This window comes from Pseudomonas sp. FW215-R2 (assembly GCF_058789255.1).
This window is the reverse complement of record NZ_JBYTBO010000011.1, coordinates 138,879-152,128: the sequence shown is the minus strand read 5'-3', so window position 1 is coordinate 152,128 and position 13,250 is coordinate 138,879. Positions and strand designations below refer to the sequence as shown.

General features: G+C 61.1%; 11 protein-coding genes, 1 tRNA gene and 1 riboswitch. Of the genes, 11 read left to right on the top strand and 1 reads right to left on the bottom strand.

Annotated features, from left to right (window positions below):
• The first annotated feature begins 126 nt into the window (after positions 1-126).
• From aruF to astE, 6 genes are all read left to right on the top strand, one after another.
• Positions 127-1,146, top strand: a complete 1,020-nt coding sequence (gene aruF / locus AC3WRD_RS17185; RefSeq protein WP_096818103.1) for an arginine/ornithine succinyltransferase subunit alpha — start codon at positions 127-129, stop codon at positions 1,144-1,146.
• Positions 1,147-1,197: 51 nt separating this feature from the next.
• Positions 1,198-2,223, top strand: a complete 1,026-nt coding sequence (astA, locus tag AC3WRD_RS17180) for an arginine N-succinyltransferase (RefSeq protein WP_096818101.1) — start codon at positions 1,198-1,200, stop codon at positions 2,221-2,223.
• Positions 2,220-3,689 (top strand): succinylglutamate-semialdehyde dehydrogenase, encoded by a 1,470-nt coding sequence (astD, locus tag AC3WRD_RS17175; RefSeq protein ID WP_173861371.1) that lies wholly within the window; start codon positions 2,220-2,222, stop codon positions 3,687-3,689. The genes astA and astD overlap by 4 nt, the downstream gene beginning before the upstream one ends.
• Before the next feature lie 73 nt (positions 3,690-3,762).
• Positions 3,763-5,109 carry an N-succinylarginine dihydrolase gene (gene astB, locus AC3WRD_RS17170; RefSeq protein WP_096818097.1) on the top strand — a complete coding sequence of 449 codons (1,347 nt, stop codon included), beginning with the start codon at positions 3,763-3,765 and terminating at the stop codon, positions 5,107-5,109.
• Positions 5,110-5,171: 62 nt separating this feature from the next.
• Complete coding sequence (locus AC3WRD_RS17165; protein ID WP_102621065.1) at positions 5,172-5,462, top strand: topoisomerase II; 291 nt, start codon at positions 5,172-5,174, stop codon at positions 5,460-5,462.
• Positions 5,463-5,474: 12 nt separating this feature from the next.
• On the top strand, positions 5,475-6,485 hold the full coding sequence (gene astE / locus AC3WRD_RS17160) for a succinylglutamate desuccinylase (protein ID WP_102621027.1): 1,011 nt from the start codon (positions 5,475-5,477) through the stop codon (positions 6,483-6,485).
• A 45-nt stretch (positions 6,486-6,530) separates the two neighbouring features.
• Here astE and AC3WRD_RS17155 read toward each other — a convergent pair whose 3' ends face one another.
• A complete protein-coding gene (locus AC3WRD_RS17155; protein WP_102621026.1) occupies positions 6,531-7,040 on the bottom strand; it encodes a 6,7-dimethyl-8-ribityllumazine synthase in 510 nt (169 codons plus the stop codon).
• Positions 7,041-7,142: 102 nt separating this feature from the next.
• Positions 7,143-7,314: riboswitch (FMN riboswitch) on the bottom strand.
• 197 nt (positions 7,315-7,511) lie between these two features.
• On the opposite strand from AC3WRD_RS17155, the gene ltaE reads away from it, so the two are divergent.
• The 5 genes from ltaE to AC3WRD_RS17130 all read left to right on the top strand — a co-directional run bounded on the left by ltaE (position 7,512) and on the right by AC3WRD_RS17130 (position 13,142).
• Positions 7,512-8,516 (top strand): low-specificity L-threonine aldolase, encoded by a 1,005-nt coding sequence (gene ltaE, locus AC3WRD_RS17150; protein WP_102621025.1) that lies wholly within the window; start codon positions 7,512-7,514, stop codon positions 8,514-8,516.
• Positions 8,517-8,662: 146 nt separating this feature from the next.
• A complete protein-coding gene (gene alaS / locus AC3WRD_RS17145; RefSeq protein WP_102621024.1) occupies positions 8,663-11,281 on the top strand; it encodes an alanine--tRNA ligase in 2,619 nt (872 codons plus the stop codon).
• A 90-nt stretch (positions 11,282-11,371) separates the two neighbouring features.
• Positions 11,372-12,613, top strand: a complete 1,242-nt coding sequence (locus AC3WRD_RS17140; RefSeq protein WP_096818090.1) for an aspartate kinase — start codon at positions 11,372-11,374, stop codon at positions 12,611-12,613.
• A 187-nt stretch (positions 12,614-12,800) separates the two neighbouring features.
• On the top strand, positions 12,801-12,989 hold the full coding sequence (gene csrA / locus AC3WRD_RS17135; protein WP_002554426.1) for a carbon storage regulator CsrA: 189 nt from the start codon (positions 12,801-12,803) through the stop codon (positions 12,987-12,989).
• A gap of 62 nt (positions 12,990-13,051) precedes the next feature.
• Positions 13,052-13,142: transfer RNA gene (locus AC3WRD_RS17130), tRNA-Ser, on the top strand.
• The last annotated feature ends 108 nt before the right edge of the window (positions 13,143-13,250 follow it).

Sequence of the window (13,250 nt, the reverse complement as noted above, 5' to 3'; positions counted from 1 at the left end):
GCAAGACCGCCCGGCGCCTGTCGTTATCGGCAGGCGCCGGGACAATTTTCCTGTGCCGGGCCTGCCCGGCATTTTTTTCCCGAGTCGGCGCTTTCGCCGACCTGAAGTAGAGAAAGGAGTGACACCATGCTGGTGATGCGCCCCGCGCAAATGGCTGATCTGGGCGAGGTACAGCGTCTGGCTGCGGACAGCCCGATTGGTGTCACTTCCTTGCCGGATGACGTGGAACGCCTGAGCGACAAGATCGCCGCGAGCGAAGCCTCGTTTGCCGCCGAAGTGAGCTTCAACGGTGAAGAGAGTTACTTTTTCGTCCTTGAAGACACCGCCACCGGCAAACTGGTGGGCTGTTCGGCGATCGTCGCTTCGGCCGGTTATTCCGAGCCGTTCTACAGCTTTCGCAACGAGACCTTCGTGCATGCCTCCCGCGAGCTGAAGATCCACAACAAGATCCACGTGCTCTCGCAATGCCACGACCTGACCGGCAACAGTCTGCTGACCAGTTTCTACGTGCAGCGCGAGCTGGTGGGTTCGCCGTTCTCGGAACTCAACTCCCGTGGCCGTCTGCTGTTCGTCGCCAGCCACCCGGAGCGGTTCGCCGATTCGGTGGTGACCGAGATCGTCGGTTACAGCGACGAGAACGGCGACTCGCCATTCTGGGACGCCATCGGTCGCAACTTCTTCGACTTGAACTACGCCGAGGCCGAGCGTCTGTGTGGCCTGAAAAGCCGCACGTTCCTCGCCGAACTGATGCCGCATTACCCGATCTACGTGCCGCTGCTGCCGGACTCCGCTCAGGAAGCGATGGGCCAGGTTCACCCGCGTGCGCAGATCACCTTCGACATCCTGATGCGCGAAGGCTTCGAGACCGATCACTACATCGACATTTTCGACGGTGGCCCGACCCTGCATGCGCGTGTCTCGGGGATCCGTTCGATCGCCCAGAGCCGTGTGGTGCCGGTGAAGATCGGTGAGCCGGTCAAAGGTGCCGGGCGCCAGTATCTGGTGGCCAATGCCCAGTTGCAGGATTACCGCGCGGTATTGCTGGAACTGGATTACGCGCCGGGCAAACCGGTGACCCTGGATCTGGAAGCGGCCGAAGCCCTGGGCGTCGGTGAAGGTGCCAGCGTGCGCCTGGTGGCGGTTTAACGCCTTAGCGAGTTTCACGGGTGGCCACGGCGGCCCGTTTGAGGAGATAGCATGATTGTTCGTCCCGTACGCAGCAGCGATTTGTCCGCTCTGATCGACCTGGCCCGCAGCACCGGCACCGGCCTGACCACGTTGCCGGCCAACGAAGAGCGCCTGACCCACCGGGTCGGCTGGGCCGAGAAGACCTTTCGCGGTGAAGCCGGCCGTGGCGACGCGGACTACCTGTTCGTGCTCGAAGACGACAACGGTCGCGTGGTGGGGATTTCCGCCATCGCCGGCGCCGTCGGTCTGCGCGAGCCTTGGTACAACTTCCGCGTCGGTCTGACCGTCAGCGCCTCGCAGGAGCTGAACATCTATCGCGAGATCCCGACGCTGTTCCTGGCCAACGATCTGACCGGCAACTCCGAACTGTGCTCGCTGTTCCTGCACGCCGACTACCGCACCGGCCTCAACGGTCGCATGCTGTCCAAGGCGCGGATGCTGTTCATCGCCGAATTCCCGCAGCTGTTCGGCAACAAGATCATTGCCGAGATGCGCGGTGTGTCGGATGAAGCCGGTCGTTCGCCGTTCTGGGAAAGCCTGGGCCGTCACTTCTTCAAAATGGAATTCAGCCAGGCCGATTACCTGACCGGCGTCGGCAACAAGGCGTTCATCGCCGAACTGATGCCGAAATTCCCGCTGTACACCTGCTTCCTGTCGCCGGACGCGCGCAACGTCATCGGCCAGGTGCACCCGGACACCGAGCCGGCGCTGGCGATGCTCAAGAGCGAAGGCTTCAGCTATCAGGGCTATGTCGACATCTTCGATGCCGGCCCTGCCATCGAGTGCGAGACCAGCAAGATCCGCGCAGTGCGTGACAGCGAGGCGCTGGTGCTGGCCATCGGCACGCCGGGCGAAGACGCCACGCCGTTCATCATCCATAACCGCAAACGCGAAGACTGCCGCATCACGGCTGCGCCGGCCCGTCTGGCCGCCGGCACCCTGGTGGTCGATCCGCTGACCGCCAAACGTCTTCAACTCAACGCTGGCGATCAGGTTCGCGCCGTGGCGTTGTCCGCTGCCCGGGAGTCGAAATAATGAATTCGCTATACATCGCAGGTGAGTGGCTGGCCGGTCAGGGCGAGGCCTTTCAATCGCTGAACCCGGTGACCCAGCAAGTGCTGTGGTCGGGGGAGGGCGCCACTGCCGCTCAGGTCGAGTCCGCCGTGCAGGCTGCGCGTCAGGCGTTCCCGGGCTGGGCCCGTCGTACCCTGGAAGAGCGCATCAGCGTGCTCGAGGCTTTCGCCGCCGCGCTGAAAAACCACGCCGACGAGCTGGCCCGCACCATCGGTGAGGAAACCGGCAAACCGCTGTGGGAAGCTGCGACCGAAGTCACCAGCATGGTCAACAAGATCGCGATCTCGGTGCAAAGCTACCGCGAACGTACTGGCGAGAAGAGCGGCCCATTGGGCGACGCCACCGCCGTGTTGCGCCACAAGCCCCACGGCGTGGTAGCGGTGTTCGGCCCTTACAACTTCCCTGGGCATTTGCCGAACGGCCACATCGTGCCGGCGCTGCTGGCCGGTAACAGCGTGCTGTTCAAGCCAAGCGAGCTGACGCCGAAAGTCGCCGAGCTGACGGTCAAGTGCTGGATCGAAGCCGGTCTGCCGGCCGGCGTGCTGAACCTGCTGCAAGGCGCCCGTGAAACCGGGATCGCTCTGGCGGCGAATCCGGGCATCGACGGTCTGTTCTTCACCGGTTCGAGTCGTACCGGCAATCACCTGCACCAGCAGTTCGCCGGTCGTCCGGACAAGATCCTCGCGCTGGAAATGGGCGGCAACAACCCGCTGGTGGTCGATCAGGTCGCTGACCTCGATGCGGCGGTATACACGATCATTCAATCGGCGTTCATTTCCGCCGGTCAGCGTTGCACCTGCGCCCGTCGTCTGCTGGTGCCGCAAGGCGCGTGGGGCGACAGCCTGCTCAAGCGTCTGGTAGACGTCAGCTCGACCATCGAGGTCGGCGCGTTCGATCAGCAACCGGCGCCGTTCATGGGCTCGGTGGTTTCCCTAGGCGCAGCGAAAGCGTTGATGGATGCCCAGGCACATCTGCTGGCTAACGGTGCAGTGTCGTTGCTGGCCATGACTCAGCCACAGGCGCAGTCGGCGCTGCTGACCCCGGGCATCGTTGATGTGACGGCGGTTGCCGATCGCTCCGATGAAGAACTGTTCGGCCCGTTGCTGCAAGTGATCCGCTACGCCGATTTCGCGGCAGCGATCGCCGAAGCCAACGACACTGCTTTCGGCCTGGCCGCTGGCCTGCTGTCGGATTCCGAAGAGCGCTACCAGCAGTTCTGGCTGGAAAGCCGTGCCGGTATCGTCAACTGGAACAAACAGCTGACGGGGGCTGCGAGCAGCGCGCCGTTCGGCGGTGTCGGCGCTTCGGGCAACCACCGCGCCAGCGCTTACTACGCGGCGGATTACTGCGCGTACCCGGTGGCTTCGCTGGAAACCCCGAGCCTGGTGATGCCGGCGGCCCTGACGCCTGGCGTGAAGATGGCGTGAGGCGCGTCACGCCTCGATTGCACTCGATTGTTATTTGATGCCTATAAAAACAGATTCTCGTGGAGCCTCGCTGATGAAATCCTATGAAGTCAATTTTGACGGTCTAGTGGGGCCGACCCATAACTACGGTGGTCTGTCCTACGGCAACGTTGCGTCCCAGAGCAACAGCCAGCAGTCCTCGAACCCGAAGGAAGCGGCGCTGCAAGGCCTGGCGAAAATGAAAGCGCTGATGGAAATGGGCTTTCAGCAGGGCGTTCTCGCACCGCAGGAGCGTCCGGACGTGGCCGCTTTGCGCCGTCTGGGTTTCAGCGGCACCGACGCCCAGGTCATCGAGCGCGCCGCGAAAGACGCGATGCCGCTGCTGGTCGCCAGTTGCTCGGCGTCGAGCATGTGGGTGGCCAACGCCGCCACGGTCAGCCCGAGTGCCGACACCGCTGACGGTCGCGTGCATTTCACCGCCGCCAACCTGAACTGCAAATATCACCGCAGTATCGAGCACCCGACCACCAGCCGCGTGCTCGGTGCGATGTTCGCTGACCAGCAACACTTTGCTCACCACGCCGCATTGCCGGCGGTGGCGCAGTTCGGCGACGAAGGCGCGGCCAACCACACGCGTTTCTGCCGTGAGTATGGCGAGGCGGGCGTCGAGTTCTTCGTGTTCGGTCGCAGTGCGTTCGACACCCGTTACCCGGCGCCGCAAAAGTACCCGGCGCGCCAGACCCTCGAAGCCTCGCAAGCCGTTGCCCGTCTGCACGGCCTGCGTGACGAAGGCGTGGTCTACGCGCAGCAGAATCCGGCGGTGATCGATCAAGGCGTGTTCCACAACGACGTGATCGCGGTAGGCAACGGTGAGGTGCTGTTCTATCACGAGGACGCGTTCCTCGACACCGAGCAGATGCTGGCCGAGTTGCAAACCAAACTGGCCAAGGTCGGCGGCAAGTTCCAGTCGGTCTGCGTGCCACGCTCGGCGGTCACCGTGGACGACGCGGTGCGTTCCTACCTGTTCAACAGCCAGTTGCTGTCGCGCCCTGATGGTTCGATGCTGCTGATCGTGCCGGAAGAGTGCCGTGGCAACGAGCGCGTGTGGAATTACCTGCAAGGCCTGACCAGCTCCGGCGGCCTGATCCGTGAAGTGAAGGTTTTCGACCTCAAGCAAAGCATGCAGAACGGCGGTGGCCCGGCGTGCCTGCGACTGCGCGTCGCGCTCAACGAAACCGAGCTGGCGGCCGTCAACCCAGGGGTTATCATGACCGCCCCGTTGTACGGTTCGTTGACCGCATGGGTTGAAAAGCACTACCGCGACCGCCTGAGCGAAAGCGATCTGGCGGACCCGCAATTGCTGCTTGAATGCCGGACGGCACTGGATGAACTGACGCAAATCCTTAAACTGGGCGCGGTTTATCCATTCCAGATCAATTGATGGCCGGGGCGCCGCCTGAACGCGGCGCGCGGCTTGTCACCCCAACAGAGCGTAAAAAAGACATGAGCGATTCCCTGCGGCTGATCCTTGAAGACACCGACGGCAAGCAACTGGAAACTTCCTGCACCCGCGTCGCGGTCATGTGGCAAGGCAAAGAGCTGTGGATCCAGCAGGACGGCCGCGGCCAACTGTTGATCGGCGTGGACGTCGAAGAAGGCGATGCTGAATACGCCAACCTGCTGCTGCGCCCATTGGCGACTAATCTGGTAAGTCTGCAGCTGGAAATGGAACCGGCCGACGTCGGCGACGACGAAGACCACGTGCACGGCCCGGATTGCAACCACGACCACTAAGGAAACCGCTCTATGCTCGCCCTCGGCAAACTGCTTGAACTGACCCTCGCCGGCCGCGAACCGGCGGAGAAGACTCAACTGACTGTCGAAGGCGTGCGCATGCGCTGGTTGAGCGAGGGTGCGCTGGAAGTCCGGCCACCCGAAGCACGCGACAATGGCCTGGATCTACTGCTGTCGGCAGGCATCCATGGCAACGAAACGGCGCCGATCGAATTGCTCGACCGGTTGCTGCATGACATCGCCCGCGGCGACTTGAAGCCGCGCGCACGCATTCTGTTCCTGTTCGGCAACCCGGAAGCGATTCGCAAGGGCGAGCGTTTCATCGAGCAGGACGTCAATCGGCTGTTCAACGGCCGTCATGAACAAAGCAGCGGTTCCGAAGCCCTGCGCGCCTGCGAGCTGGAGCGCCTGGCGGCGAGCTTCTTCAGCGTGCCGGATCGTCAGCGTCTGCACTACGACTTGCACACGGCGATTCGCGGTTCGAAGATCGAGCAGTTCGCTCTGTATCCGTGGAAGGAAGGTCGCCAGCATTCCCGTCTTGAACTGTCCCGTCTGCGTGCGGCCGGCATGGAGGCGGTGCTGTTGCAGAACAAGCCGTCGATCGTGTTCAGTTCCTACACCTACGACAAGCTCGGTGCCGAGTCCTTCACCCTGGAACTGGGCAAGGCGCGGCCGTTCGGGCAGAACGCCGGGGTCAATGTGTCGCTGCTGGAAACCCGTCTGAAGCAGATCATCGAAGGCACCGAGCCGGAGATGGCCGAGCAGGGGCTGGACGGTCTGCAACTGTTCAGCGTGGCCCGGGAAATCATCAAGCACAGCGATGCGTTCCGTCTGAACCTGCCGGCGGACATCGAAAACTTTTCGGAACTGGATGTGGGTTATGTGCTGGCCGAAGACCTGGCCAATACCCGCTGGATCATCGAGGAGCAGGGAGCGCGGATCATCTTCCCCAATCCCAAGGTCAAGAACGGCCTGCGGGCGGGCATTTTGATTGTGCCGACCACTGACGAGCAGTTGGCCTGACACTGAATCTCCCCCGCGCAGCGCACGGGGGAGATCGTTATTGCATCAGACCGCTACGGCGCGCGGCTCGGTGCGGCGCAACGCACGCACTTTCTGCAGCGTATCCGCGCAAGTCTTCGCCGCTTCCTGACCCTTGTGCACGAAATGCTCGAAGAAGAACTTCTGGTGTTCTTCGCCGGCATGGAAGTGGTGCGGGGTCAGCGATACCGAGAACACCGGCACTTCGGTTTCCATCTGAACCTGCATCAGGCCGCTGACCACCGACTGGGCGACGAATTCGTGACGGTAGATCCCGCCGTCCACCACCAGGGCGGCCGCGACGATACCGGCATAACGGCCGGTCTTGGCCAGCAGCTTGGCGTGCAGAGGCATTTCAAAGGCGCCGCCGACTTCGAAGAAATCGATGTCCGATTCCTGATAGCCCTGGGCGATCATTTCGGCGAGGAAGCCTTTACGGCTCTGGTCGACGATTTCCTTGTGCCAGCAGGCCTGGATGAACGCGACGCGCTCGCCGTGCGTGTGTTTGCTTTTGCTGTCGATAGCGGTGGGTTGCATGTTCTGACTCCTGTTTGTGTGAAAAACAGGGCGTTATGAATCGAAAGGGATTCAAGGGTACGCACGCTCGCGCGAACACGGCGGACGGCCCTTTGGCGTCAATCCCGTTCTCTCTTCATCCGGACTATGACCGTCGGCCCCGGAATCACACCGGGTCTGCTGACCTTGCCGCCGCTCACGGCTTTTGCCGTGCCCGTCACCAAGCGCTCGCGGGCTATGCGCATTGCGCGCAATTACCGCCGGTGGGGAATTGCACCCCGCCCTGAGAACGTTTCGCCACCCTTTTTCGGGCGGCGCAGCGTTTTTAACACAGATCGGCGGGCTGTGCATTGCGCCTTTGTGATGATTGCCATCGGATTTTTCGAAGCGTGGAAACGACTTTTCCTTGCGCGAGGGTTGATTAATCCGCGCCATGCCCGCAGTAATTCCTCTACGAAAAGGGATTTCCCCTGCTGACTAGAGGCCAGGTTCATGAGTGTTATCGATCTTCGCAGCGACACCGTCACCCAACCGACTCCCGCCATGCTCGACGCGATGACCGCTGCGGCCACCGGTGACGATGTGTATGGCGAAGATCCGACGGTCAATCGTCTGGAAGCCGAACTGGCAAAACGGCTGGGTTTTGCTGCAGCGCTGTTCGTCCCGACCGGCACCATGAGCAACCTCTTGGGGCTGATGGCGCATTGCGAACGCGGTGACGAGTACATCGTTGGTCAGCAGGCGCACACCTACAAGTACGAGGGTGGTGGCGCAGCGGTACTCGGTTCGATCCAGCCGCAGCCGCTGGAAGTGCAGGCCGATGGCTCGCTGGACCTGGATCAGGTGGCGGCGGCGATCAAGCCTGACGACTTTCATTTCGCCCGCACCCGTCTGCTGGCGCTGGAAAACACCATGCAAGGCAAAGTGCTGCCGCTGGAGTATCTGGCCCGGGCTCGCCAGTTCACTCAGGACAACGGACTGGCCCTGCATCTAGACGGCGCGCGGCTGTACAACGCGGCGGTCAAGCTTGGGGTCGATGCCCGGGAAATCACGCAACATTTCGATTCGGTGTCGGTGTGCCTGTCCAAAGGCCTCGGCGCACCGGTCGGCTCGGTGCTGTGCGGTTCGGTCGAGTTGATCGGCAAGGCGCGGCGCCTGCGCAAGATGGTCGGCGGCGGCATGCGCCAGGCCGGCTTGCTGGCGGCGGCGGGGTTGTATGCATTGGATCACCACGTCGAGCGTCTGGCGGATGACCATGCCAACGCGCAATTTCTGGCCGAAGGCCTGCGTGCGGCCGGTTTCACCGTCGAGCCGGTGCAGACCAACATGGTTTACGTGCAGATGGGCGACCGTGCCGAGGCGATCAAGGCGTTTGCCGCCGAGCGCGGGATCAAATTGAGCGCTGCCGCCCGTCTGCGGATGGTCACGCACATGGACGTCAATCGTTCGCAAATCGAGCAAGTGATCGCGACATTCGTCGAGTTTTCGCGCAAGTGACAGCGTTAGCCCCTCAATTGACCGTTTCTATCGTATAAACACGCTGTACCCCGCGCGCAGGGCCGATATAATGCGGCCCTTTGCCGTCGTTTCGTCTGTTGACGTTTCGTACAGGCCTTTGGCCGCAGCCTCCGTGGAAGAACCTAATGAAAAGCGCAGAAATCCGTGAAGCCTTCCTTCGCTTCTTCGAAGAGCAAGGCCACACCCGTGTAGCCTCCAGCTCTTTGATTCCGGGCAACGACCCAACCCTGCTGTTCACCAACGCGGGGATGAACCAGTTCAAGGACTGCTTCCTGGGCCAGGAAAAGCGCGCGTACACCCGTGCGACCAGCAGCCAGAAATGCGTGCGTGCCGGTGGCAAGAACAGCGACCTGGAAAACGTCGGTTATACCGCCCGTCACCACACCTTCTTCGAAATGCTGGGTAACTTCAGCTTCGGTGACTATTTCAAGCACGACGCGATTACCTTCGCCTGGACGTTCCTGACCGGTGTCCTGAAACTGCCGAAGGAAAAGCTCTGGGTCACCGTCTACGCCTCCGACGACGAAGCGTATGACATCTGGACCCAACAAGTCGGTGTGCCGGTCGAGCGCATGATCCGCATCGGCGACAACAAAGGCGCGCCTTACGCGTCCGACAACTTCTGGACCATGGGTGATACCGGCCCGTGCGGCCCATGCACCGAGATTTTCTACGATCACGGCGACCACATCTGGGGCGGCCCTCCGGGCTCGCCGGAAGAAGACGGTGACCGCTACATCGAGATCTGGAACAACGTGTTCATGCAGTTCAACCGCACCGCCGACGGCGTGTTGCATCCGTTGCCAGCGCCGTCGGTGGATACCGGCATGGGCCTGGAGCGGATCAGTGCGGTGATGCAGCACGTCAATTCCAACTACGAAATCGACCTGTTCAAGAACCTGCTGAGCGCATCGGCCGAAGCAATCGGCTGCGAAAATGGCGATCAGTCGTCGCTCAAGGTTGTTTCGGACCACATCCGTTCGTGCGGTTTCCTGATCGCCGACGGCGTGCTGCCGTCCAACGAAGGCCGTGGCTACGTGCTGCGCCGGATCATCCGTCGTGCCTGCCGTCACGGTAACAAGCTGGGCGCCACCGGCAGCTTCTTCTACAAGATCGTTGCAGCGCTGGTCGCCGAAATGGGCGAAGCGTTCCCGGAACTGAAGAAGCAGCAATCCAACATCGAACGCGTGCTCAAGGCCGAAGAAGAGCAGTTCTCGAAGACTCTGGATCACGGCTTGAAGATCCTCGAGCAGGATCTGCTGGAGCTCAAAGGCACCGTGGTGCCGGGTGACGTGGTGTTCAAACTCTACGACACCTACGGTTTCCCGATGGACCTGACTGCGGATATCGCTCGCGAGCGCAGCCTGACCATCGACGAAGTCGGTTTCGAACGCGAGATGGAAGCCCAGCGTGTTCGTGCACGTTCGGCCAGTTCGTTCGGTCTGGACTACAACACGCTGGTCAAGGTCGATGTGGCCACCGAGTTCACCGGTTACACCGACACCAGCGGTTCGGCGAAAATTGTCGCTATCTATAAAGATGGCCAGTCGGTCGACGTCTTGAATGAAGGCGAAGAGGCGGTGATCGTTCTGAATCAGACGCCGTTCTACGCTGAGTCCGGCGGCCAGGTGGGCGACTGCGGTTATCTGCAGGCCGGCAACAGCCGCTTCGATGTGCGCGACACCACCAAGACCGGCGGCGCGTTCCTGCACCACGGCGTGCTGGCGTCCGGCAGCCTGCTCATCGGCGCACCAGTGGAAACCCACGTGGATGCCGAAGTGCGTCATGCGACTTCGTTGAACCATTCGGCCACCCACTTGCTGCACGCTGCATTGCGTCAGGTGCTGGGTGAGCATGTTCAACAGAAAGGTTCGTTGGTTGATAGCCAGCGCCTGCGTTTCGACTTCAGCCACTTTGAAGCGATCAAGCCTGAGCAAATCAAAGCGCTGGAAGACATCGTCAACGCCGAGATCCGCAAGAACTCCGCTGTTGAAACCGAAGAAACCGACATCGAAACCGCCAAGCAGAAAGGCGCGATGGCGCTGTTCGGCGAGAAGTACGGCGACAACGTGCGCGTGCTGAGCATGGGCGGTGATTTCTCCGTCGAGCTGTGCGGCGGTATCCACGCCAACCGTACCGGCGACATCGGCCTGCTGAAAATCATCAGCGAAGGCGGTGTGGCATCGGGTGTGCGTCGTATCGAAGCGGTCACCGGCGCTGCGGCGCTGGCTTACTTGAACGCTGCTGAAGAACAACTCAAGGAAGCGGCCAGCCTGGTCAAGGGCAGCCGCGACAACCTGATCGACAAGCTGTCGGCTGTGCTGGAGCGCAACCGTGCGCTTGAAAAGCAGCTCGAGCAGTTGCAGGCCAAGGCCGCTGCTGCCGCAGGCGACGATCTGTCGGCCTCGGCCGTGGACGTCAAGGGCGTGAAGGTCCTGGCCGTGCGTCTGGATGGTCAGGACGGCAAGGCGCTGCTGGCGCTGGTCGATCAGCTGAAAAACAAACTCGGTCGCGCAGTGATCCTGCTCGGCAGTGTCCATGAGGAAAAGGTCGTACTGGTCGCTGGCGTGACCAAGGACCTGACTGGCCAACTCAAAGCCGGTGATTTGATGAAACAGGCTGCTGCGGCAGTGGGCGGGAAGGGCGGTGGTCGTCCGGACATGGCGCAGGGCGGCGGTATCGACGCCGGCGCACTGGATGGCGCACTGGCGCTGACCGTTCCATTCGTCGAGCAGGGTTTATAAGACGGCCCGTCGGGCCCGCAGTCTAGTGGCGGGCCCGGCGGCTGTTTGAGTGATTATTGGGCGCCCTTCATGGGCAGAGGCGGCTTTGAAATGGCTTTGATCGTACAGAAATTTGGAGGCACCTCGGTCGGCACTGTCGAGAGAATCGAGCAGGTCGCCGACAAGGTTAAGAAATTCCGCGATGCCGGCGATGACCTGGTGGTTGTGCTGTCTGCAATGAGCGGCGAAACCAACCGTCTGATCGATCTGGCCAAGCAAATCAGTGGCGAAGATCAACCGGTTCCGCGTGAACTGGACGTGATCGTTTCCACCGGTGAGCAGGTGACGATTGCCCTGTTGGCCATGGCGCTGATCAAGCGCGGTGTGCCAGCGGTGTCGTACACCGGTAATCAGGTGCGGATCCTGACGGACAGTGCGCACAATAAAGCGCGTATCTTGCAGATTGATGACCAGAAGATTCGCGGCGACCTGAAGGCCGGCCGCGTGGTTGTGGTCGCCGGTTTCCAGGGCGTCGACGAGCACGGCAACATCACGACCCTGGGTCGTGGTGGTTCCGACACCACCGGCGTGGCGCTGGCCGCTGCGTTGAAGGCTGACGAATGCCAGATCTACACCGACGTCGATGGTGTCTACACCACTGACCCGCGTGTGGTATCGGTCGCTCAGCGTCTGGACAAGATCACCTTCGAAGAGATGCTGGAAATGGCCAGCCTCGGTTCCAAGGTGCTGCAGATCCGCGCGGTGGAGTTCGCCGGCAAGTACAACGTTCCGCTGCGCGTACTGCACAGCTTCAAGGAGGGTCCGGGCACCCTCATTACTATTGATGAAGAGGAAACCATGGAACAGCCGATCATTTCCGGCATCGCTTTCAACCGCGATGAAGCCAAGCTGACCATCCGTGGTGTGCCAGACACCCCGGGCGTGGCGTTCAAGATTCTCGGCCCGATCAGTGCCGCGAATATCGAAGTCGACATGATCGTGCAGAACGTCGCGCACGATAACACCACCGACTTCACCTTCACCGTGCACCGCAATGACTACCAGGCCGCACAGACCGTGCTGGAAAACACCGCTCGCGAGATCGGTGCCCGTGAAGTCGTCGGCGACACCAAGATTGCCAAGGTCTCGATCGTCGGCGTCGGCATGCGTTCCCACGCAGGTGTGGCCAGCCGCATGTTCGAATCCCTGGCGAAGGAAAGCATCAACATCCAGATGATCTCGACTTCGGAAATCAAGGTTTCCGTGGTGATTGAAGAGAAGTACCTGGAACTGGCCGTGCGCGCCCTGCACACGGCTTTCGAACTGGACGCTCCGGCCCGTCAGGGCGAGTAATCCTGGTCAATGAAGGGCGCGGTCTGACCGCGCCCTTTATTTTTTGAATGGCGCGAGCCCTGAACTGTTCTTTTGCTCGCGCTGGTCAATACTCAGGCATGTAGGGCTACGATCGCTCCGGTTGTAGGTCGGGTGCCTTTTTTTTGCAGACTGTTGTCCCTGAAATGATTCGCGTGAGGAGAAAGGTATGCTGATTCTGACTCGTCGGTGCGCAGAAAGCCTGATTATCGGTGATGGCGAAATCACCGTGACCGTGCTCGGCGTCAAAGGAAATCAAGTGCGTATCGGCGTCAACGCCCCGAAAGAGGTCGCCGTGCACCGTGAGGAAATCTACCTGCGTATAAAGAAAGAGAAGGACGAAGAACCAAGTCATTAATTTTTATTGATTTTTATGTTTGCAAACGGGGAAAAGGTTGGTTAAGATACGCCCCGTGTTGCGGAGAGCTGGCCGAGTGGCCGAAGGCGCTCCCCTGCTAAGGGAGTACACCTCACAAGGGTGTCGGGGGTTCGAATCCCCCGTTCTCCGCCATTATTTGCTTAGTACGTTGTAATCTGGCTTTTTCTGTAAGTTGTTGAAATTTATAGAAAAAGTGGTTGGAATAGAGATTAAACGGGCTATAATGCGGCGCAACAAATG

Excerpts from the sequence above, each read along its gene's own strand:
- aruF (WP_096818103.1), top strand. The coding sequence starts at position 127 with ATGCTGGTGATGCGCCCCGCGCAAATGGCTGATCTGGGCGAGGTACAG.
- astA (WP_096818101.1), top strand. The coding sequence starts at position 1,198 with ATGATTGTTCGTCCCGTACGCAGCAGCGATTTGTCCGCTCTGATCGAC.
- astB (WP_096818097.1), top strand. The coding sequence starts at position 3,763 with ATGAAATCCTATGAAGTCAATTTTGACGGTCTAGTGGGGCCGACCCAT.
- AC3WRD_RS17165 (WP_102621065.1), top strand. The coding sequence starts at position 5,172 with ATGAGCGATTCCCTGCGGCTGATCCTTGAAGACACCGACGGCAAGCAA.
- astE (WP_102621027.1), top strand. The coding sequence starts at position 5,475 with ATGCTCGCCCTCGGCAAACTGCTTGAACTGACCCTCGCCGGCCGCGAA.
- AC3WRD_RS17155 (WP_102621026.1), bottom strand. The coding sequence starts at position 7,040 with ATGCAACCCACCGCTATCGACAGCAAAAGCAAACACACGCACGGCGAG.
- ltaE (WP_102621025.1), top strand. The coding sequence starts at position 7,512 with ATGAGTGTTATCGATCTTCGCAGCGACACCGTCACCCAACCGACTCCC.
- alaS (WP_102621024.1), top strand. The coding sequence starts at position 8,663 with ATGAAAAGCGCAGAAATCCGTGAAGCCTTCCTTCGCTTCTTCGAAGAG.
- AC3WRD_RS17140 (WP_096818090.1), top strand. The coding sequence starts at position 11,372 with ATGGCTTTGATCGTACAGAAATTTGGAGGCACCTCGGTCGGCACTGTC.
- csrA (WP_002554426.1), top strand. The coding sequence starts at position 12,801 with ATGCTGATTCTGACTCGTCGGTGCGCAGAAAGCCTGATTATCGGTGAT.